The sequence below is a fragment of the Roseateles sp. UC29_93 genome (assembly GCF_042695725.1).
Lineage (GTDB): Bacteria > Pseudomonadota > Gammaproteobacteria > Burkholderiales > Burkholderiaceae_C > Roseateles > Roseateles noduli_A.
The window spans coordinates 2,503,623-2,523,596 of record NZ_CP170545.1 but is presented as its reverse complement, the minus strand read 5'-3'; the positions used below and the strand labels follow the sequence as shown (position 1 = coordinate 2,523,596).

Genomic DNA, 19,974 nt, shown 5'->3' with positions numbered 1-19,974 from the left:
CCGCCGCACGCCGCAGTTCCGAATTCGTCATGACCGAGAAATTCATCCCCGCCACGCCGGCGCCCCGCATCGTGCCCTGCCCGACCTGCGGCGGTGACAGCCTGTTCGCACCAAGCAATCTCTGGCGCCCGTTCTGCAGCGAGCGATGCCGCCAGATCGATCTGGGCCACTGGTCCGACGAATCTTTCCGCGTGGCCGCGCCGCCGACGACGATCGACGAGGACGACGCCTCGAAGTAGGCCGCTTCACGCGCGGGCTGCGCGCCAGCCGACGTCCTTCAAGCCGGAAGCAGTTCCCGACGCACCAGGTCTTCCCGCGCCAGTTCCGGCGTCGTGAACAGGTGTGTGTGCCAGCCGAGTTCATTCGCTGCCGCAATGTTGGCCGGATGATCGTCGAGGAACAGCACCTCTTCGGGCTTGGCGCCGAACTGTTCAAGCGCGAGGTCGAAGATCTCGCGTGACGGCTTCGACTGCTTCACGCGGCCCGAGAAGACACCCGAGACGAACCACTCCTTCAGCGGGAAGCTCTGCTCGAGGTAGTCGGCATAAGGCTCCGGCATGTTGGAGAGGAAGTGCAGCGTGTGACCCTGTGCCTTCAACTCCTGGATCAGCGCCGCGGTCCCTTCGATGAGCTTGAGCTCCGACGGCACCGCCTCCATCACGGCGACGATGTCCTCGCGCGACCAGCCGGTGCGCGCATGGATGCGATCGGCCGTGGTCGGCGCATCGGCCAGACCCTGGTCGAACGCCCCCCAATCGCCGCTGTAGGCCTGGAAGAAGTCCTTGGCGATGGCCGCGCCTTCGACTTCGTCGGCGACACGGTGGGCCCAGACGCGGGCCAGGAAACTCGGCGGGTGCCAGCGGAACAGCACCGCGCCGAAATCAAAAACGATCTTCATCTGACGGGTTCTCTACTGCGTGGGAATCGGGAAGATGGGTCAGCCGCGCACCTTGGCGAGCAGTCCGGCCGTGGAGGCATCCAAGCCCGCCACATCGCCGCTGGTCAAGCGCGGCAGCAGGCTGTTGCACAGCGCCTTGCCCAGCTCCACGCCCCACTGGTCGAAGCTGTTGATGTTCCACACGGCACCGCTGACGAACACGCGGTGCTCGTACAGCGCAATCAACGCGCCGAGCGACGATGGCGTCAGCGCATCGAGCAGCAGCGTCGTGCTCGGCCGGTTGCCGGTGAAGCTCCGATGCCGAGCCAAGACGTCCGGATCAAGATCCTGCGACGCGGTCGGCGCCTTCTCCGCGCGCGCAGCCTCCGCGGTCTTGCCCTGCATCAGCGCCTGCGATTGCGCGAGGCAGTTCGCCAGCACCTTCACGTGCTGGTCCTTGAGCTTGTCCAGGAGCTCGCCGCCGACCTCCGGGCCGAAGTTCGGCGTCTTCACGGCGATGAACTCCACCGGGATCACATCGGTCCCCTGGTGCAGCATCTGGAAGTAGGCATGCTGGCCATTGGTGCCAGCCTCGCCCCAGACGACCGGACTGGTCGCGAAGCTCAGCGGATTGCCCGCGCGATCGACGCCCTTGCCGTTGCTTTCCATCTCCAGCTGCTGCAGATAGGCCGGAAGCCGGCGCAGCCCCTGGTGGTACGGCGCCACCGAGCGGCTCGTGAAACCGTGGAAGTTGCGGTACCAGACGTCCAGCAGGCCCAGCAGCACCGGCAGGTTCTTTTCCAGCGGAGCGCTGCGGAAGTGCTGGTCCATGGCATGCGCACCGGCCAGCAGCGCGCGGAAGTGGGCCGAGCCCACCGCGATCGCGATCGGCAGCCCGATCACCGACCACAGCGAGTAGCGCCCACCGACCCAGTCCCAGAAACCGAAGGTCGTCGTGATGCCGAACTCGGCGGCGGCCTTCGCATTGCTGGTCGTGGCGGCGAAGTGCTTCGCGATGTCGGTACCACCGTTCTGCTGGAACCAGGCCTTGGCTGCCATCGCGTTGGCCAGCGTCTCCTGCGTCGTGAAGGTCTTGGAGGCGACGACGAATTGTGTCGTCCTCGGGTCCAGACCGCGCAGCACCGGGGCCAGGTCGTGCCCGTCGACGTTCGACACGAAATGCAGCGTCAGGCCAGCCGGCACATACGACTGCAGGGCCTGCACGACCATGGCCGGCCCGAGGTCCGAGCCACCGATGCCGATGTGGACGATGTCGGTGATGCCGCTCCTCGCCTGATCGCGGACAGAGTCGGCGAAGGCCAGCATGCGCGCGAGTGAAGCCTGCACCTCATCCGAGTGCGGCCCCAGCCCCGCCGGCGCACGCAGCGCCGTGTGCAGCACGGCGCGGCCTTCGGTCGCGTTGATGGGATCACCGTTGAACAGCGCCTCGCGCTGCGACTCCAGCTGAACGTCCCGGGCCAGCGTCAGCAGCAGTTCCAGCGTGCGAGCGTCGATGCGGTTCTTCGACAGGTCCGCAAACACTTCCGGCGCCTGCAGCGACCAGGCCGCGAAGCGGTCCTCATCGGTCGCGAAGGCCTGGCGAACGTCGAACGCGCGCCCGGATTGCTGGAAATGACTTTGCAAGGCCGCCCAGGTCGGGCTGCGGTCGCAACGCGGGAACTCGGTCATCGCAGGCTTTCGATCATCTGGTCCAGCTTGCCGGCATCGACGGCAAACAGGCGGATGCCTTCGGCCAGCTTCTCGGTGGCCATGGCGTCCTGGTTGAGGGCGAAGCGGAAGGCCGCCTCGTTGAAGGAGACCTTGGGCAAGTCCTGGACCTTGGCGGCGTCGGCGTCGAGCGCACGCGCCAGCGGCGCTTCGCTGCCCTGCAGCTGGGCGAGCAGATCGGGGCTGATCGTCAACAGGTCGCAGCCGGCGAGCGCCTGGATCTGCCCGATGTTGCGGAAGCTTGCACCCATCACCTCGGTCTGGATGCCGTGCTTCTTGAAGTAGTTGTAGATCGCGGCGACCGACTTCACGCCAGGGTCGTTGACGCCGGCATTGGCGGCCTCGTCCCAGTTCGGGCCGGCAGCCTTCTTGCACCAGTCGTAGATGCGGCCGACAAAGGGCGAGATCAGCTGGATGCCGTTTTCGCCGCAGGCCACCGCCTGGCAGAAGGAGAACAGCAGCGTCAGGTTGGTGTGGATGCCTTCGAGCTCCAGCTCGCGCGCGGCCTGGATCCCTTCCCAGGTCGACGCGACCTTGATCAGCACGCGGTCGCGGCCGATGCCCGCGTCCTCATACATCTGGATCAGGCGGCGCGCGCGCGCCAGCGTGGCCACGGTGTCGAAGCTCAGTCGGGCGTCGACCTCGGTCGACACGCGGCCGGGGACGACCTTGAGGATCTCCAGGCCGAAGGCCACCAGCACCTTGTCGACGATCAGATCCAACGCATCGGTCTTGCTGGCGGCGACGGTGTCCTCCAGCAGATGGGCGTAGTCCGGCGACTGCACCGCCTTCAGGATCAGCGACGGATTCGTCGTGGCATCGCGCGGCGTGAACTGCGCCAGCTGCTTGAAATTGCCGGTGTCGGCGACGACGGTGGTGAAGGCCTTGAGTTGTTCGAGCTGGTTCATGAGCGTAGGCGCCTGAGGCGATCGAGAACGGACGGGACGCGTCGGAGGCATGGGCTTTGCCCCTCGACGACGACAGGGAAACCCGTATTAGAACTGCTTGCGGCGCCCGCCTTCCGAGGCGCCGCGCCGTTGACCGGCCCAAGAAACTGGGGCATCATAATTCCGGTAACTTCGTTACATCAAGACATCGCCAACAACTCTTACGCCCCGATGCGGGGTGCCGCGCTCATGTCCTTCGACCTCGTCTTCTTTGGTGGCACTGGTGACCTGACCTGGCGCAAGCTGATGCCCGCCCTCTTCCAGGCGTTCCGCCACGGCAAGCTGCCCGAAGGCGGCCGCATCCTGGCCGTCGCCCGCGACGAGCAATCCGACGAGCGCTATCGCGAATGGCTCAAGGAGCGCTTCCAGGAGGTCGAGGCCGGCAAGCGGCCGAACGACGAAGAATTCGCCCGCTTCTCCGAGCTGGTGCATTACCGCCGCATGGACCTGTCCCAGCCCGACCACTATGCGCGGCTGAAGGAGTGGCTGGGCGAGCGCAACGCAGACACCGTCGTGTTCTATCTGGCGACGAGTCCCCACCTGTTCACGCAGATCTGCCAGCAGCTCGGCGCTGCGGGCCTCAACGGCGCGAACGTGCGCGTCGTGCTGGAGAAGCCGCTGGGCCACGATCTGGCCAGCGCGCAGGAGATCAACCGCGTCGTGCGTTCGGTGTTTTCGGAGACGCAGGCCTTCCGTATCGATCACTACCTGGGCAAGCCTTCGGTGCAGAACCTGATGGCGCTGCGCTTCGGCAACGCGCTGTTCGAACCGCTGTGGCGACGCGAGAGCATCGCCAACATCCAGATCACGCTGGCCGAAGGCTTGGGCGTGGGCACACGCGGTCCGTTCTACGACGGCACCGGCGCGCTGCGCGACATGATCCAGAACCATGCGCTGCAACTGCTGACGATGATTGCGATGGAGGCCCCCTCCAGCAACGACGCCGATGCGATCCGCGACGAGAAGTTGAAGGTGCTGCGCGCGCTCAAGCCGTTCACCGCGGAGAGCGTCGCGCGCGACGTGGTGCGTGGCCAGTACCGTGCCGGTAACGCCGAGGGCAAGCCGGTGCCGGGTTATCTGGACGAGGGCAAGATCCCCGCGGACAGCCACACCGAGACCTTCGTCGCCCTGAAGACGGAGATCCAGAACTGGCGTTGGGCAGGCGTTCCCTTCTACCTGCGCACCGGCAAACGCCTCGCCGCGCGGGACGCGCAGATCGTCATCAACTTCCGCCCGGTGCCACATCCGATCTTCCCGGGCAGCAGCTGTCCCAACCGCTTGATCATCAAGCTGCAGCCCGAGGACGGCCTGGAGCTGCAGTTGATGGCCAACAAGGGCGGCTCCAGCACAGAGGCCCTGAGCCCTGTCTCGTTGGACCTGGACTTCGACAAGGCCTTCGCCCACACCCGTGTCGGCGCTTACGAACGGCTGCTGCTGGACGCCATCGCCGGACGCCTCAACCTCTTCGTCCGCAGCGACGAGCAGGAGCAGGCCTGGCGCTGGGTCGAGCCGATCCTGAACTTCTGGAAGCAGGACAGCACCGGACCACGCACCTACGTCGCCGGAAGTTGGGGCCCTCCCGCCTCGAGCGCGCTCGTGGCGCGCGACGGCCACTCCTGGATCGAGGAATGCTGAAGCGATGAGCATGCTCGAACGAGTCAAGGCCGCGCTGCCCGCGCTGCCGCCCGCCGAACAGCGGGTCGCCAAGCTGCTGCTGGCCGATCCGCGCTCGTTCGCGAGCTTGCCGGTCAGCGAACTCGCTGATCGTTCCCATGTCAGCAAGCCGACCGTCGTGCGCTTCTGCCGCAGTGTCGGCTATGACGGCCTGGCCGACTTCAAGCTGAAGCTCGCCGGCAGCGTCAATGAAGGCGTGCCCTTCGTGCACCGCGCCGTCGACGAGGACGACAAGCCCGGCGACCTGATCGTGAAGGTCGTCGACAACGCGGTCGCGGCGTTGCTCCACTACCGCAACGACGCCGCCAGCCACGCCTTCGAACGCGCCATTGCAGCACTGTCCGAGACGGCCCGTCAGCGTCAGCGCATCGAGTTCTACGGCGTCGGCAACTCCGGGATCGTGGCGCAGGACGCGCAGCACAAGTTCTTCCGGCTCGGGGCCAATACTTTCGCCTGCAGCGATGGCCACGTGCAGCTGATGAGCGCAACGATGCTGGGCTCGGGCGACTGCGCGGTGATCATCTCCAACTCGGGACGCAGTCGCGACCTGATGGATGCCGCCGAGATCGCCCGCAAGAAGGGGGCGACGACGATCATCATCACCGCCAGCGGCTCGCCGCTGGCCCAGATGGGGCAGTTGCCAGGCCAGGTGTTGCTGGCCGTCGATCACCCGGAAGACTACGACCGCTACAGCCCGATGGTGTCGCGGCTGCTGCACCTGATCGTCGTGGACGTGCTGACCACCGGCGTCGCTTTGCGACTGGGCGAAAACCTGCGTCCAATGCTGCAGGAGATCAAACGCAACCTCCGCACCAAGCGTTACGCACAGTGACTCCCATGCTCGTCGGCACGCGACGCTGAAAAACAATCGGGCCGCATCAGCGGCCCGATTTCATTCAGTGCGACAGAAGGTCACACCATCTCGGCGGGAGCCGTTGCATCGGCCCAGAACAGATGTTCCAGCGCGTACACGCGCGCCAACTCGCGCAACTCGCGCGGCGCCTGCTGAAGCGTCAGTTGCCAACCGTCCTGACCGCACAGACGCAGCGCGCTGAGCAGCAAGCTCAGCGCCGCCGAATCGAAGTCGATCAGCCCGCTGGCATCCAAGGTCACGCTGCGTCCGGCGGCATTGCCAACCTGAGCCAACTCGGCGCGCAGCGCGCTCTCGAGCCGCACCCATTCATCAGGCACGTTCTCGAGACGCAGCCGCGACGGCAGCTTCAGCATCGCGTCAGCCCTTCTTCGCGCCCGAAGCAGCCGTCGTGGGACGCGCGTTGCGTTCGGCCAGCGACTTGATCAGGCCGTCGATGCCCTTGGCGTTGATCTCCTGCGCAAAGCTGTTCTTGTACTGATCCGCCAGCCAGATGCCCAGCACATTCACGTCGTAGATCTTCCAGCCGGAATCCAGCTTTTCCAGGCGGTAGTCCAGCTGGATCGGGTCACCCTTGCCGCGGATCTCGGTACGCACGATGACTTCCTTGTCCTCGGGCGCCGCGCGCATCGGCTTCATCGCGATCGTCTGATCCTTGACCTGCGTCAGCGCGCCGGCATACGTGCGCACCAGCAGGGTCTTGAACTCGTCCTGCAGACGCTGCTTCTGCTCCGGCGTCGCCTGGCGCCAGAAACGGCCCACCGCCGTTGCGGTGATGCGCTGGAAGTCCACGTGCGGCATCACCTTGCTGTCGACCAGCTGCATGATCTTGTTGACGTCGCCGCCCTGGATGGCCTTGTCGCCCTTGACGGCGTCCAGCGTCTCGATCGACAGGTCGCGGATCAACTGATCTGGCGCCGAGCTGTCGGCTGCGAAGGAGGCCAGCGGGCTCAGCGCGGCGATCGAGACGATCGCGCCCAGCAGCAGTCGTTTGGTGGCATTCATGCTTGTCCTTTCTTTCTCTTCATGACACGGACCGGATCACAACGCGGCAAGTTCGGTACCGGTTCACCGGCCGCGCCCAATGGGCGTTACCGGTTGTTGCGACACTCAACCATCTCTCACGCGTCGCTCAGCGATCGCCTTGAGGGTTGACCGGCTTCTCGTCCGGGGTGATGACTTCGTAGTCATCGTCTTCTTCCTGTTCCTTGTGCGTCTTGACGTTGCGACGCTGCATGTAGGCGTCACGCACGAAGGTGTACTTGTCCAGCGCGATGCCATCCAGCATGTCGGTCACTCGCAGCAGGTTGGCGCGGGTGTTGATCAGCTGAAGCGCCGAGATCGCAAACTTGTATTCGCCATCGTCGAACAGATAGGCCGGCGAGTAGTAGATGTTGGCCGGCAGCGTCACCGAATCACGCAACGACGAGGGCCCCAGCAAGGGCCACACGATGTACGGACCTGTCTTGACGCCCCAGTAGCCGAGCGTACGTCCCAGGTCCTCGGAGGTCTTCTCCAGGCCTGCGGGCGTGGCGATGTCGATCAGGCCGGCGATGCCGAACACCGAGTTCACGGCCACGCGCATCGTCTGGGATGCACCAGTCTTGAAGCGCCCCTGCAGGAACAGGTTGACCGCCGACCAGGCGTCCGAGAAGTTGCCGAAGAAGTTGTCCACGGCCTGACGCGCCGGCTGCGGCACGAGGTCCGAGTACGCCGTGGCGACGGGACGCAGCAGGTTCTCGTCGAGCTTCTCGTTGAAGTTGAAGACTTTGCGGTTCCAGCTTTCCCAGGGGTCCAGGCGATTGCGCACCCGCGGGCCCGGCGCTGGCGCATCCTGGGCCGCAGCCGCAGCCGCAGCCGCGCCGGCTTGTCCCGCCGCGGCAGGCTCAGCGGACGAGGCGCCTGACGCAGGCGCAGCGGCGGAGGCCGCGGACGCCGCGACTGCTGCCTGATCCTGGGTCTTCTCTTCCTGGTCGGCCTGCGGCTCAGCAGCCTTCGATTCGTCAGCCTGCTGTTGCTCGACGGCCTGCTGCTCCTCGATGGCCTGATGGACGGGCAGCGCCGTCAAGGCAAACGTCTGGGGCCGCTCAAGCGGTTGCTCCGTCTGCGCCATCGCTGGTGCCGCCGCGCCTAGCAGCGTGGCACTCAGCAGCGCAGCCGCGAGTTCAGTCCGGGCCGCTCCGGCGATCCCGACCGTGGTGGTGGTGGTCATTGCTTCTCTCCCGAGGCCGGCGTCGAGGACGCATCGGCCGCCTTGTTATAGAGGAACTGGCCGATCAGGTTCTCCAGCACCACGGCCGACTGCGTCTGCGTGATGATGTCGCCCGTGGCGAGGTTCTTTTCTTCCGCACCCGGCTCGAGGCCGATGTATTGCTCGCCCAGCAGGCCGGACGTGAGGATCTTGGCCGAGCTGTCCTTCGGAAACGCGACGCCCTGGTTCATGTTCAGGATCACACGCGCCTGGAAGCTCTTGTCGTCAAAGCTGATGGTGCCCACCCGGCCGACGACAACGCCCGCACTCTTCACGGCCGCACCAGGCTTCAGTCCGCCGATGTTGTCGAACTTGGCCGTCACGGTGTACGTGTCCTGGAAGTTCAACGACAGCAGGTTGCCCGCCTTCAGGGCCAGGAACAGCAGGGCCGCGCCGCCCAGCAGCACGAAGAATCCGACCAGCGCGTCATAACGAGAGGATTGCATCAGGCAACTCCGAGATATCTCTTGAATTCGATTGTGGTGTCGATGGATCGCGCGCTGCGCGTCAGATCGAGAACATCATGGCGGTCAGGATGAAATCCAGACCCAGCACCGCCAGCGACGACAGCACCACGGTGCGCGTCGTCGCCTGGGACACACCCTCGGGCGTGGGCTTGCAGGCGTATCCCTGCAACAGGGCGACGAAGCTGACTGTCACGCCGAACACGACGCTCTTGACGAACCCGTTGCCGACGTCCTTGAACACGTCGACGCCGCCTTGCATCTGCGACCAGAACGAACCCGCGTCGATGCCGATCAGCGGCACGGCCACGAGCCAGCCGCCAATGATGCCGACTGCGGAGAACACGGCCGCGAGCAGTGGCATCGCAATGAAGCCGGCCCAGAAGCGCGGCGCGAGCACACGCTGCACCGGGTCGACAGCCATCATCTCCATGGCGCTGAGCTGCTCGCCGGCCTTCATCAGGCCGATCTCGGCGGTCAACGAGGTCCCAGCGCGGCCAGCGAACAGCAAAGCCGCCACGACCGGGCCGAGTTCGCGCACCAGGCTCAGGGCAACCAGCAGGCCGACGGCCTCCGCCGATCCATAGCGCTGCAGCGTGTAGTAGCCCTGCAGTGCCAGGACGAAACCGACGAACAGTCCGGACACGCCGATGATGGAGAGCGAACGGTTGCCGAGGAAGTAGATCTGCTCCCGCACCAGCGAGAAGCGGCGCAGGCAGGCGCCCAGATGCAGCATCAGCGTACCGAGGAGCCGGGCCGAGGCGCCCCAATCGCCAAGCTTCAGGCGCAGGCCGCGCCCGATCGAAGTGGCGAAACCGATCATGCCGATGCCTCCTGCGGAAGACCGAAGTCCTCGCGGACAGGCTTGGCGGGCTGGTGGAAACGCACCGGGCCGTCGGCTTCGGCATTGACGAACTGATGCACCAGCGGATCCGTGCTGTGGCGCAACTCGTCCGGCGTCCCCTGGGCGACGACACCGCCGTTGGCCACCATCACGACGTGATCGGCGATGCCGAAAATCTCGTGGATGTCATGGGAGACGATCACGCTGGTCAGGCCCAACGCGTCGTTGAGATCGCGGATCAGCCGCGCAGTCACGCCCAGCGAGATCGGGTCCAGGCCCGCGAAGGGTTCGTCGTACAGCACCAGATCCGGATCCAAGGCGATCGCGCGCGCCAGAGCAACGCGACGTGCCATGCCGCCGGACACCTCGTTCGGCATCAGGTCGCGGGCACCGCGCAGCCCGACCGCGTTGAGCTTCATCAGGACGAGGTCGCGGATCATGGGTTCAGGCAGCCGTGTGTGCTCGCGCAACGGGAACGCGACGTTGTCGAACACGCTCAAGTCGGTGAACAGCGCGCCGAACTGGAACAGCATGCCCATCCGGCGACGTTGAGCATAGAGCTGGGTCTGGTCCATCGGCGCAAGATCCTGCCCATCGAACAGCACCTGTCCGGAGCGCGGCCGCAATTGCCGGGTCAGCAGCCGCAGCAACGTGGTCTTGCCGCCGCCCGATGAGCCGATCAGCGCCATCACCTTGCCGCGTGGCAAGGTGACGTTGACGTCTTTCAGGATGATCCGGTCGCCATAGCCGACGGTCACATCCTTCACTTCGATCAGTGGGCGGACGCTTCTGGATGAATTGGGATCAGTGAATGCCATTTCCTTGGGATCGATCCGGGACGATGCCGGGCGGCAGGCGTCCGGGAGCCGGGATCATAGGGTAAAGCCCGAATTGATGCCGGAGGGCACCTGGGGCGGGGTGCAGATATGAGGCGCCCAGGGAGCATTCGTGCCAGGGGTCCGCCGCCCCAGGCGTGACAGACGTCACATTCGGAGGTTGTCGCGAGACGGGCGGAATCCAAGGCACGACGAGCGGCCTCGCCTTCCGAAGGCCGCTGTCGATAATTTCGGAAACAAGGAGCGCTTCATGTTCGGGACCTTCAAGACCTCTTCCGCTCAACGCCGGACCTGCGACGGCCGGGGCTTCACGTTGATCGAGCTGATGATCGTGGTCGCCATCATCGGTGTCCTCGCCGCGATCGCCATTCCCAGCTACCGCAGTTATGCGATCCGCGGCTCGCTGACCGACGCGGCGACCGGTCTGACGTCGATGCGGGCGGACATGGAGACCTATTACCAGAACTACCGCAGCTACGCGGCCGCAAATGGCGGCACGCCGCCGTGCGCCACCGGCGCCAAATACGGAAAGTTCGTGGTCAGTTGCACCGGCGCCAACGGCATGGTCGCAGCCGACAGCTTCAGACTCCAGGCGGTGAGCACCGACAACCTCCTGAAGGATTTCATCTTCACGGTGAACCAGCAGGACACGCGAAGCACCGTCAACGCCCCGACTGGCTGGACCAACACGTTGCCTTGCGCTCGCTGGGTAATGTCCAAGGGCGAAGCATGCTGACAACGCGGCACCGCGCTGCGCGCGGCTTCACGCTGATCGAACTGATGATCGTGCTGGCGATCGTCGGCATCACAACGGCGCTGGCTGCTCCGGCACTGCGCAGCTGGTCGGCCAACGCGCAGGTGAAGACAGCGGCCAGCTCGCTGGCAACCAGCCTGCGTATGGCCCAGGCGGAAGCGATCCGCACTTACCAGCCGGTGATCTTCTATCGTACGAACGACGCCACCTGCTCGACGAACTCCAGCGCGAACGCAGGCGGCAAGTACTGGGTCGTCAAGGTCATCCCGAATGCGGTCTTGACACTGCCGTCGGCGCAGGCTCCGGCGCTTTGCGGCGTGATGACTGAGAACACGGCCAATCTCACGATCAACGGCCCGACCGCGGTCTGCTTCGGCCCCAACGGTCGTCCGATTCCCGTGACTGGGCCAATTCCCGGCGTGGCGAATTGCAACGTCAACGCGGACGGCGTGATCGTCTACTGGGTCGACTCCTCCGCCACGGTCAACAACATGCGCAAGCTGTCGGTGTGGACGACGCTCGGCGGCACGATCCGGACCTGCGCACGCGAGACCGCGATCTCCGACACGACGCCCGAAGGCTGCACCACGGCGAACAAGGGGTACACGTCATGACACATCGTTCCCGCCGCGCAGCCCGCGGCATGACGCTCGTCGAATTGATGGTCGCGATGCTGGTCATGACGATCGGCATCGTGGGATTGGTCGCCATGATGGCGCGCGCCTCGCAGGCCGCAGCCGGCGCCGATGACAACCAGCGCGCTGCGCTGCTGGCTGCGGAGTTGGCCAACGACATGTGGATTTACAACAGCACCAATCCACCCACCCAGACGGCTTGGCAGACGCGCGTCGCGACGCCGGCCCAATCAGGGCTCAACGGCGCGACCGGCACCGTGACATTTCCAGGACAGAACGTTGCGCGGATCACGATCGTCTGGACGGCCGCCGGCGCCAAGGACGTCAACGTTTCCCGCCGCGTTTACTTCACCAACGTGCGGCTGAACTGACCATGACCCTTTCCCGCCGCCCTTCTCTTCGATCCGGCCGCGCGTCGCGCGGTTTCACGCTGATCGAACTGCTCATCTCGATGACGATCGGCCTCGTGCTGATCGGCGCGCTGGGCATCATCATGGCCAGGTTCGAGCAGTCCAAGAACCAGAACTCGACGACCATGGACCTGGCCCAAGGCACGGGCTACATGGCCTACGACCTGGATCGGCAGATCCGCAGCGCGGGCTCCGGGATGTTCACGAGCAAAGGGGCAAGTTTCGGCTGTCCCTTGGCGGCCGCCCGCAACGGCGCCCAGATCCTGCCTCGGCTGACAGCCTTCCCCGCCCCCTTTGCTGCCGTGCCGGTAAACCTGCGCGCAGTTCCGCTCATCGTGTTTCCTGGCGCCGGTCAGGGTGGCTCCGACCTCATTCAGGTCACGACCTTCGCCTCGGGCACGAGCGAATCGCCGCTCCAGGTCCAGCCGAACACGGTCACCGTCAATTCGATGACGCTGTTCAACACGCTGGGACTTCGCGCCGGAGACTTGCTGATGATGCAGGAGACCGCGTTGAACTGCCTCATCGTGCAGATCGACCCCACCTTCGCTGCTGCTCCCGCGACGACGGTGCTGCCGCTCGCCGGTCCACGGTTCGCCGCAGCGGTGGGCCTCACCAGTATCGTCGCTTACGGCAGAACCGGCGCCGCGAACGTCATGCCGATCGGCAACGCCAATGGCAACCAGCCGCAGATCCAACTGATCGGCATCAATGCCAGCCAGCAGCTCGTCGCCTACGACGCACTGCAGTTCAACAACGTCCCCAATTCCGACGTTCCCGTGCCGCTGGCCGAGAACGTCATGGACATGCGCGCGCTGTATGGCGTCGACAACAACGAAGATGGCATTGTCGACCGCTGGGTCGCGCCGTCGGCGGCGCCTTTCGACCCGGCGACCATGAACAACAACACGACAGCAGCACAGGGGGCCATGGCCAGCATCGTGGCGCTGCGGCTGTCATTGGTCGTTCGCGGCGACCGTATCGAAAAAGAGTCCGATCCCCGTGTCGCTCCGACATCGTTGACGATGTTCTCAGCACTGCCCGGCTTCGCCCGGACGGTCGCCATCGATGACCAGGAACGCCGCCGGAACTATCGGCTGATCGAGCTCTCGATCCCGATCCGCAACGCGATCCTCTCCGCGCCGAAGCGGATCCCACCGACATGAGCGCCTGTTCCGACTCTTCTCCAGAGAACATACCGATGCGCACTCTCTCCTTCCATGAACACCAGGCGCGCCGCATGCGTCACGAACGTGGCGTGATCATGGTGATCGCGCTCATCACGCTCGCCGTGCTGCTGATCGGCGCAGCCGCAGCCATGCGTTCAATGAACGTGACGCTATCCAGCGTCGGCTTCTTTGGCTTCAAGCGTGACATGACCAATCAGGCCGAGCGTGGACTGCGTCTCGCCACGACCGCCTTGACCACCGGCGCGCTGTCTGCAACGGGATCGCGCTGGAACGACAACTCGGCGCAGAACTACAGCGCGAGGATGTTGCCAAGCGACGCCTCCGGCATTCCCCTGGTCATGCTGAACATGACCAATGCGGACGGCATGGGCGGGTTCGGAGCGGCGGGCAATGCGATCAAGTCCACCGCGGACGGCATCACCGTCCATTACCTGATCGACCGGATCTGCATCAACACGGGCGCCTTCAACCCGATCACCTGCCAGAAACGCGGCAACTTCATTTCGTTCGGAAGCAGACAGGGCCCCCCGACGCCGCCCCCCCAGCCGACCTACCGGATCACCGTGCGCGTGACCGGCCCCGACAACGCGTACTCGTTCTATCAGAGCACGTTCACCACCCTGGATTAAGAGGTCCTCGATGTCGTCCACCTCCCGATTCATTTCGCGCCTGAGCGGCGCGGGCGCGGCGGCGCTGATCGCCGTGGCCGTGTACCCGGCTGCGGCGCAGACGGTGCTGGCCGACAAGCCGGTCCTGGCTTCGGTTTCCGTGCCTGGCAACCTGGCACTGGCGCTGTCCGTGGAGTTTCCGACGGCCGTCGGCAACGCGCACATCGACAGCACCTATGCTCCCGCGACGACGTACCTGGGCTACTTCGACCCGGACAAGTGCTACGACTACAAGCTGGCGGCCACCGGCGCCAATGCGATCACCGTGGATCACTTTGTGCCCGCAGCCAAGGCGGCAGCACACGTCTGCTCCAACAAATGGAGCGGCAACTTCCTGAACTGGGCCACGATGCAGACCATCGACCCGTTCCGGTGGGCACTGACGGGCGGCTTCCGTGTCTTCGACACACCGAACGCCACCGTGCTGGAAAAGGCCTATGCGAGCGGCCAAGGCGGCACCGGCAACTTCCCGGACCGGTCGATCACCAACAGCACGACGATCGCCGGCGCGACGCCACTGAAGAATTCGAACGGCACGACCTGGAACGGCCTCAAGCTGCGGGTGCAGGGCATGGGCGTCCAACTGCGCTTCGCCAACAGCGGAGACAACAACTCCGGCAACCCGACGGCGTTCGATCCAAGCGCCACGAGCTGGAACGGTGCCACGTCTTGGGTCGTCTCCGTTCGGCCGCGCGTCTGCGATTCGACGCTCGGAGCAAGCTTTCTCGAGTCCAATTGCAGGCCCTATTCTTCGGGCTACAAGCCCGAAGGCCTGATCCAGCAATACTCGAATCAGATCCGCTTCAGCGCCTTCGGCTATCTGAACGACGGCAATCTATCGCGCGACGGCGGCGTGCTGCGCGCTCGTCAAAAGTTCGTCGGTCCGACTCAACCCATACCGGGCGGTGATCCGACCACGAATGCCCTCACAGAGTGGGACGCCATGACCGGCGTGATGGTTGTCAATCCGGACGCGGCCGACGCCAGCGCCACTTCGGCGATCTTCGGCTCCGTCGCCAACAGCGGGGTGATGAACTACCTCAACAAGTTCGGTGCATCCAAGAGCTACAAGACCTATGACCCGGTCGGCGAGCTCTACTACGCAGCACTTCGCTACTACCGCAACCTTGGCAATGTCTCAACCTGGTCGGCGCCCAATACGACCAACGCAACGACCAAAACCACCTACGCCGATGGCTTCCCGGTGATCTCCACCTGGGATGATCCGATCCAATACTCCTGCCAGAAGAACTTCATCCTCGGCATCGGCGACGTCAACACTCACGCGGACCGCAATCTACCCGGCGCCACTGGAAATTCGGAGCCATCCAAGCCGGCTGAAGTGTCCGCAGACACCGCACTGAACGCGACGACGTACACCAATTACGTCGGCACGATGGCCGGCATCAACAACCTGGCAGGCCAGCAACCCTACGGCGGCTGCTGCACCAACAACGGCGCCCTAATGGCGGGCATGGCCTACTGGGCCAATACGAACGACATTCGTCCCGACACGTCCGACATCAAGACCACCGGTATGCAGACCGTGCAGACGTACTGGGTGGACGTGTTGGAGCTGCAGACCTTCAAGACTAACAACCAGTACTACCTGGCCACGAAGTATGGTGGCGCCAATCTGCCGGCCGACTTCAATCCGGCGACCCGCACCACCGATTTGAACCAGTCGTGGTGGCACACCGGCCCGGCCAACGACACGGTCGGAGGCCAGTTGCGCCCGGACACGTACTTCACCGCGGCCAAGGCCGACACGATGGTCAGCGGTTTGGCTAGCGCGTTCACGAGCATCGCCTCGCGGATGAAGGCCTACTCAACCGGCTTCAGTACCGCGCAACAGCAGATCACCTCGATCGGCGTGGCCAGCTACGCGACGCAGTTCGATGCGAAGGATTGGACCGGCGAAGTCATCGCCAGTACGCTGAAGGCCGTCGATGGCAACAGCAGCCTGACGCAGGAGGAGGCTTGGCGCTTCTCCACCAAGCTGGCGACGCAGTTGGCTGGTACCGGTTGGGACACCAACCGGTACATGGTCACCTGGAGCAACACCACCAACGTGGGGGTGCCGTTCCGCAAGGCCAACATCCCGGCCGCCCAGTTCAGCCTGCTGAACACCGCGTATCGCGGCAACGATGCCCAGGACTATCTGAACTATCTGCGCGGCGACACCAGCCAGGAACAGGGTTCCCTCGTTGCCGGCAGTTCCAAGGCCTACCGCACGCGTTCTTCGCTGGTCGGTGACATCGTGAACTCGAAGGTCACCGTGGTGGCGCCGCCATCGCTCACCTTGTCGGAAGGGGCAAACCCAGGCTACGGCGCTTACGTGGTGGCGAAGAAAAACCGTCCGAACTATCTGGTGGTCGGCACCAACAGCGGCGTCGTGCACGTGATCGACGGCTCGCTGACCGGCAACACCGCAGGTCGCGAGATCTTCTCGTATGTTCCAGGCGCAGCCTTCGACGGCCCAAGCACGCCGTCGACCCCGGGCGTGGACGGTCTCGCCTCGCTGGGCAACCCCAGCTTCAACCACCGCTTCTTCGTGGACGCACGTCCGACCGCCATGGACGTCGACTTCGGCAAGACGGTCGGCGGCTCGGGCACCGACTGGCGCACCATCGTCGTCGGCGGCTTGGGCAAGGGCGGCAAGCGCGTTTATGCGCTGGACCTGACCGACCTGTCGAACGTCAATTCAGAAACGGTGGCTGCGAGCAAGGTCCTGTGGGAGTTCTCCGCCGCCGACATGGGTTTCATGTTCGGAGAACCTGTGATCACGAAGACCGCGCAATACGGTTGGGTGGTGCTGGTGTCGAGCGGATACAACAATGCCACCGGCAAGGTGCATCTCTACGTGCTGAACGCCCGCACCGGCGCGCTGATCACCACCCTCAACGGCGACATCACCGATGACGGCACGGCGGCCTCGCCGTCCGGCCTGGGCCAGCCGTCTACCTTCTATCAGGATCTGACGACCATGCAGGTCGAATCCGTGTACATCGGCGACTTGAAGGGCAACGTCTGGCGTGCGGATCTCCGCAACACATCCGGCGGCTTCAGCAACATGGTCAAGGTCGCTCGCGCGGTCGGCCCCAACAGCACCCCGCAGTCAATCACGACACAGGTAGTCCCGGTCGTCGATCCCAAGACCTACCGCCGATTCCTTGCCTTTGGCACCGGCAAGCTGCTGAACGCCAACGACATCAACACGACGGATTTGCAGCGCCTGTATGCGGTGGTCGACGGTTCACTGGGCAAGTTTGTCGAGTCCAGCGCCGATTTGCCAGCCGGCGTCAGTCTGCCCATCACCAGTGCCAACCTGGTCCAACTGACCGATCTATCGCAACCGGCGGTGATCGATTTCAACAGCAAGGCCGGCTGGTACTTCGACCTGCCGGGTGGCTATCGCGTGCTGAACGATCCGGTGTATTACCTGGGTACCGTTGCCTTCGCCGCCACGCTGCCGACTTCGCAAAATCCCTGCAACCCGTCAGGTTCCAGTCGCGTGTACATGATCGATCTGGGCAGCGGACAGACGCGCTTTGCCAACAACGCGGTCTACGTCGAACCTGGCTTCTCGGTGACTGATTTGATGTTCACGCGCGGCGACAAGAAGATCTCGCTGACGATCGGCGGGGCCAACGAGTCTTCGGGCTCGAAGAACACTTGCGCCGCCAACGATCCCACGTGCGTGGAGAAGATCTGCAAGCCGGGCGACAAGGATTGCTGCCCGCCGGGACAGATCACCTGCAACCAGGAAGCCGGGGAGGATCCGAACTACGGCATAAAGATCCTGAACTGGCGCGAGATTCCGCTGCGGACCCCGACCAACGGCAGCCTTTGACGATCCCCACGTTCCCTAGAAGCCCGGCCCTCGCCGGGCTTTTTTCCGGGCGTGACCGTCCAGCCCCACACATTCACACCTGGGACTGCCCAACAGGGCGATGTCTATGGATTCGAGGGTGAAGTAGAGCGCCGCGCGAATACACGACGGCCTTCAGTTGGCTGTCGTGGCGCAGGTAAGAGGGGACGTACCGACGTGGAAGAGGGCGCAAGGCCGAGTACGGCGGCCCAGGGCACTCGGCGGTGTTGAGCTGGTTGTGCAATGCGTGATTGCCGCTTAGGGCGTTTCAACGCATTCGGGACGGGTCATCTTTTGTGAAGACTCGGGACAAAGGGGGTCGGCGCCTGAAGAATGGGTGGCACTTGTCCGGAGGCATTGCCGCAGCAGATCCGCGCTACGAATGGAAAAGGCCCGCTGCCTTGCGGCAGCAAGCCTACTTGGGCGTCCGCCGTGGCTCAGCGCGGCAACGCGCTGTCTCCCATCAGAAACTCATCGATCGCCCGAGCGGCCTGCCGGCCCTCCCGGATGGCCCAGACCACCAGCGACTGACCACGTCGCATGTCTCCGGCAGCAAAGACCTTGGCTGCGTTCGTCTTGTAGCCGCCGTTGAATTCGGTCGTTGCCTTGGCGTTGCCACGTGCGTCCTTGGTCACCCCGAATGCTTCGACGATCGCCGACACCGGACTCACGAAGCCCATCGCCAGCAGCACGAGGTCAGCCTTCAGGATCTGCTCGCTGCCCGGGACCTCGACGACCTTGCCGTTGACCCATTGCACGCGCACCGTCTTCACGCCGGTGACCTTGCCCTTCTCGCCCAGGAACTCCTTGGTTGCGATCGCGAACTCGCGTTCGCAACCCTCCTCATGGCTGGACGAGGTGCGCAGCTTGATCGGCCAGTAGGGCCAGGTCATCGGCCGGTCCTCGACTTCGGGCGGCTGCGGCATCAACTCGAACTGCGTCACGCTCGTGGCGCCATGGCGATTACTGGTGCCCACGCAGTCGCTGCCGGTATCGCCGCCGCCGATCACAACAACGTGCTTGCCGTCGGCGCGCAACTGGCCCTTGAGCTTGTCACCGGCATTGACCTTGTTCTGCTGCGGCAGGAACTCCATCGCGAAATGCACGCCGGCCAGGTCACGCCCCGGCACCGGCAGATCACGCGACTGTTCCGCGCCGCCGGCGAGCAGCACAGCGTCGAATTGCTGCGTCAGCTCGTCCGCGGTGATCACGTCCTTGGCCCAGTTCGTGACCTTGGACCCCTCCGGCAGATGCGCCACCATCACACCGGTCCGGAAGACCACGCCCTCCGCCTCCATCTGCTGGACACGGCGATCGATGTGGCTCTTCTCCATCTTGAAATCGGGGATGCCGTAGCGCAGCAGACCGCCGACACGATCGTTCTTCTCGAACACCGTGACGCTGTGCCCGACGCGCGCCAATTGCTGCGCGGCGGCCAGACCCGCCGGGCCGGAACCGACGATGGCAACGGTCTTCCCCGTCTTCACCTTCGCCGGACGTGGCGGCACCCAGCCCTCGGCCCAGGCACGATCAATGATCGCGTGCTCGATCGACTTGATCCCGACGGCGTCGTCATTGACGTTCAGCGTGCAAGCTGCTTCACAGGGCGCTGGGCAGATGCGGCCGGTGAACTCGGGGAAGTTGTTGGTCGAGTGCAGCACCGCGATGGCGCTCTTCCAGTCCGTATCTCCGCCCCGATACACCAGATCGTTGAAGTCCGGAATGATGTTGTTGACCGGGCAGCCGCTGTTGCAGAACGGCGTGCCGCAGTCCATGCAGCGCGCGCCCTGCTGCTTCGCCTGCTCGACATTGAGGCCGATGACGAATTCCTTGTAGTTCTTGAGTCGCGCCTCGACGGGCTCATAGCCCTCTTCCAGACGCTCGTACTCCATGAAGCCGGTGACTTTTCCCATGACGGCTCGCTCCTGAATTCCTGAATCTTCGATGCGGTGAC

The 19,974-nt window shown here is 64.6% G+C and carries 19 protein-coding genes; 9 read left to right on the top strand and 10 right to left on the bottom strand.

Annotation, left to right across the window (positions count from 1 at the left end; all coding sequences use genetic code 11):
* The first annotated feature begins 29 nt into the window (after window positions 1–29).
* Entirely contained in the window at window positions 30–239 is a 210-nt protein-coding gene (locus ACFJIX_RS11630; protein WP_377160145.1) for a DNA gyrase inhibitor YacG, read from the top strand.
* A gap of 38 nt (window positions 240–277) precedes the next feature.
* Here the strand turns inward: ACFJIX_RS11630 and ACFJIX_RS11625 are convergent, their stop codons facing one another.
* Genes ACFJIX_RS11625 through tal form a run of 3 tightly spaced genes read right to left on the bottom strand, consistent with a single transcriptional unit; the run spans window position 278 to window position 3,513 of the window.
* Entirely contained in the window at window positions 278–898 is a 621-nt protein-coding gene (locus tag ACFJIX_RS11625) for an HAD family hydrolase (RefSeq protein ID WP_377160143.1), read from the bottom strand.
* A 39-nt stretch (window positions 899–937) separates the two neighbouring features.
* A complete protein-coding gene (pgi, locus tag ACFJIX_RS11620; protein ID WP_377160141.1) occupies window positions 938–2,566 on the bottom strand; it encodes a glucose-6-phosphate isomerase in 1,629 nt (542 codons plus the stop codon).
* A complete protein-coding gene (tal, locus tag ACFJIX_RS11615; RefSeq protein ID WP_377160139.1) occupies window positions 2,563–3,513 on the bottom strand; it encodes a transaldolase in 951 nt (316 codons plus the stop codon). Before tal ends, pgi begins: the two co-directional genes overlap by 4 nt.
* A 228-nt stretch (window positions 3,514–3,741) precedes the next feature.
* On the opposite strand from tal, the gene zwf reads away from it, so the two are divergent.
* Together zwf and ACFJIX_RS11605 are read left to right on the top strand one after the other, a co-directional pair.
* Entirely contained in the window at window positions 3,742–5,187 is a 1,446-nt protein-coding gene (zwf, locus tag ACFJIX_RS11610; protein WP_377160137.1) for a glucose-6-phosphate dehydrogenase, read from the top strand.
* Window positions 5,188–5,197: 10 nt separating this feature from the next.
* Window positions 5,198–6,058 (top strand): MurR/RpiR family transcriptional regulator, encoded by an 861-nt coding sequence (locus ACFJIX_RS11605; RefSeq protein WP_377160135.1) that lies wholly within the window; start codon window positions 5,198–5,200, stop codon window positions 6,056–6,058.
* An 80-nt stretch (window positions 6,059–6,138) separates the two neighbouring features.
* Here ACFJIX_RS11605 and ACFJIX_RS11600 read toward each other — a convergent pair whose 3' ends face one another.
* From ACFJIX_RS11600 to ACFJIX_RS11575, 6 genes are all read right to left on the bottom strand, one after another.
* Entirely contained in the window at window positions 6,139–6,453 is a 315-nt protein-coding gene (locus tag ACFJIX_RS11600; protein WP_377160133.1) for an STAS domain-containing protein, read from the bottom strand.
* A gap of 4 nt (window positions 6,454–6,457) precedes the next feature.
* Window positions 6,458–7,102, bottom strand: a complete 645-nt coding sequence (locus ACFJIX_RS11595) for a phospholipid-binding protein MlaC (protein ID WP_377160131.1) — start codon at window positions 7,100–7,102, stop codon at window positions 6,458–6,460.
* 127 nt (window positions 7,103–7,229) lie between these two features.
* Window positions 7,230–8,309 (bottom strand): VacJ family lipoprotein, encoded by a 1,080-nt coding sequence (locus tag ACFJIX_RS11590; protein ID WP_377160129.1) that lies wholly within the window; start codon window positions 8,307–8,309, stop codon window positions 7,230–7,232.
* Window positions 8,306–8,794: an outer membrane lipid asymmetry maintenance protein MlaD gene (gene mlaD / locus ACFJIX_RS11585; RefSeq protein ID WP_377160127.1), complete on the bottom strand. Its 489-nt coding sequence runs from the start codon at window positions 8,792–8,794 to the stop codon at window positions 8,306–8,308. The genes ACFJIX_RS11590 and mlaD overlap by 4 nt, the downstream gene beginning before the upstream one ends.
* A gap of 61 nt (window positions 8,795–8,855) precedes the next feature.
* Window positions 8,856–9,635 carry a lipid asymmetry maintenance ABC transporter permease subunit MlaE gene (gene mlaE / locus ACFJIX_RS11580; protein ID WP_377160125.1) on the bottom strand — a complete coding sequence of 260 codons (780 nt, stop codon included), beginning with the start codon at window positions 9,633–9,635 and terminating at the stop codon, window positions 8,856–8,858.
* The gene (locus ACFJIX_RS11575) at window positions 9,632–10,474 is read right to left on the bottom strand and encodes an ABC transporter ATP-binding protein (RefSeq protein WP_377160123.1); all 843 of its coding nucleotides are present in this window, start codon (window positions 10,472–10,474) and stop codon (window positions 9,632–9,634) included. Before ACFJIX_RS11575 ends, mlaE begins: the two co-directional genes overlap by 4 nt.
* A 268-nt stretch (window positions 10,475–10,742) precedes the next feature.
* Between ACFJIX_RS11575 and ACFJIX_RS11570 the strand changes: the two genes are divergently transcribed.
* Genes ACFJIX_RS11570 through ACFJIX_RS11545 form a run of 6 tightly spaced genes read left to right on the top strand, consistent with a single transcriptional unit; the run spans window position 10,743 to window position 18,002 of the window.
* Window positions 10,743–11,228 carry a type IV pilin protein gene (locus ACFJIX_RS11570; protein WP_377160121.1) on the top strand — a complete coding sequence of 162 codons (486 nt, stop codon included), beginning with the start codon at window positions 10,743–10,745 and terminating at the stop codon, window positions 11,226–11,228.
* A complete protein-coding gene (locus tag ACFJIX_RS11565) occupies window positions 11,189–11,860 on the top strand; it encodes a GspH/FimT family pseudopilin (protein WP_377160119.1) in 672 nt (223 codons plus the stop codon). The genes ACFJIX_RS11570 and ACFJIX_RS11565 overlap by 40 nt, the downstream gene beginning before the upstream one ends.
* On the top strand, window positions 11,857–12,252 hold the full coding sequence (locus ACFJIX_RS11560) for a prepilin-type N-terminal cleavage/methylation domain-containing protein (RefSeq protein WP_377160117.1): 396 nt from the start codon (window positions 11,857–11,859) through the stop codon (window positions 12,250–12,252). The genes ACFJIX_RS11565 and ACFJIX_RS11560 overlap by 4 nt, the downstream gene beginning before the upstream one ends.
* A gap of 2 nt (window positions 12,253–12,254) precedes the next feature.
* Window positions 12,255–13,457 (top strand): PilW family protein, encoded by a 1,203-nt coding sequence (locus tag ACFJIX_RS11555; RefSeq protein WP_377160115.1) that lies wholly within the window; start codon window positions 12,255–12,257, stop codon window positions 13,455–13,457.
* Window positions 13,454–14,110, top strand: coding sequence for a hypothetical protein (locus ACFJIX_RS11550; RefSeq protein WP_377160113.1), 657 nt, complete (start codon window positions 13,454–13,456; stop codon window positions 14,108–14,110). Before ACFJIX_RS11555 ends, ACFJIX_RS11550 begins: the two co-directional genes overlap by 4 nt.
* Before the next feature lie 10 nt (window positions 14,111–14,120).
* Window positions 14,121–18,002, top strand: a complete 3,882-nt coding sequence (locus ACFJIX_RS11545; protein WP_377160111.1) for a pilus assembly protein — start codon at window positions 14,121–14,123, stop codon at window positions 18,000–18,002.
* Window positions 18,003–18,457: 455 nt separating this feature from the next.
* Here ACFJIX_RS11545 and ACFJIX_RS11540 read toward each other — a convergent pair whose 3' ends face one another.
* Window positions 18,458–19,933 carry a glutamate synthase subunit beta gene (locus ACFJIX_RS11540; RefSeq protein ID WP_377160109.1) on the bottom strand — a complete coding sequence of 492 codons (1,476 nt, stop codon included), beginning with the start codon at window positions 19,931–19,933 and terminating at the stop codon, window positions 18,458–18,460.
* Between the last annotated feature and the right edge of the window lie 41 nt (window positions 19,934–19,974).

Coding starts and splice junctions, on each gene's coding strand:
- ACFJIX_RS11570 (WP_377160121.1), top strand. CDS start 10,743: ATGTTCGGGACCTTCAAGACCTCTTCCGCTCAACGCCGGACCTGCGAC.
- ACFJIX_RS11540 (WP_377160109.1), bottom strand. CDS start 19,933: ATGGGAAAAGTCACCGGCTTCATGGAGTACGAGCGTCTGGAAGAGGGC.
- ACFJIX_RS11605 (WP_377160135.1), top strand. CDS start 5,198: ATGCTCGAACGAGTCAAGGCCGCGCTGCCCGCGCTGCCGCCCGCCGAA.
- mlaD (WP_377160127.1), bottom strand. CDS start 8,794: ATGCAATCCTCTCGTTATGACGCGCTGGTCGGATTCTTCGTGCTGCTG.
- ACFJIX_RS11545 (WP_377160111.1), top strand. CDS start 14,121: ATGTCGTCCACCTCCCGATTCATTTCGCGCCTGAGCGGCGCGGGCGCG.
- ACFJIX_RS11590 (WP_377160129.1), bottom strand. CDS start 8,309: ATGACCACCACCACCACGGTCGGGATCGCCGGAGCGGCCCGGACTGAA.
- ACFJIX_RS11595 (WP_377160131.1), bottom strand. CDS start 7,102: ATGAATGCCACCAAACGACTGCTGCTGGGCGCGATCGTCTCGATCGCC.
- tal (WP_377160139.1), bottom strand. CDS start 3,513: ATGAACCAGCTCGAACAACTCAAGGCCTTCACCACCGTCGTCGCCGAC.
- ACFJIX_RS11630 (WP_377160145.1), top strand. CDS start 30: ATGACCGAGAAATTCATCCCCGCCACGCCGGCGCCCCGCATCGTGCCC.
- ACFJIX_RS11550 (WP_377160113.1), top strand. CDS start 13,454: ATGAGCGCCTGTTCCGACTCTTCTCCAGAGAACATACCGATGCGCACT.
- ACFJIX_RS11555 (WP_377160115.1), top strand. CDS start 12,255: ATGACCCTTTCCCGCCGCCCTTCTCTTCGATCCGGCCGCGCGTCGCGC.
- zwf (WP_377160137.1), top strand. CDS start 3,742: ATGTCCTTCGACCTCGTCTTCTTTGGTGGCACTGGTGACCTGACCTGG.
- mlaE (WP_377160125.1), bottom strand. CDS start 9,635: ATGATCGGTTTCGCCACTTCGATCGGGCGCGGCCTGCGCCTGAAGCTT.
- ACFJIX_RS11600 (WP_377160133.1), bottom strand. CDS start 6,453: ATGCTGAAGCTGCCGTCGCGGCTGCGTCTCGAGAACGTGCCTGATGAA.
- pgi (WP_377160141.1), bottom strand. CDS start 2,566: ATGACCGAGTTCCCGCGTTGCGACCGCAGCCCGACCTGGGCGGCCTTG.
- ACFJIX_RS11625 (WP_377160143.1), bottom strand. CDS start 898: ATGAAGATCGTTTTTGATTTCGGCGCGGTGCTGTTCCGCTGGCACCCG.
- ACFJIX_RS11560 (WP_377160117.1), top strand. CDS start 11,857: ATGACACATCGTTCCCGCCGCGCAGCCCGCGGCATGACGCTCGTCGAA.
- ACFJIX_RS11575 (WP_377160123.1), bottom strand. CDS start 10,474: ATGGCATTCACTGATCCCAATTCATCCAGAAGCGTCCGCCCACTGATC.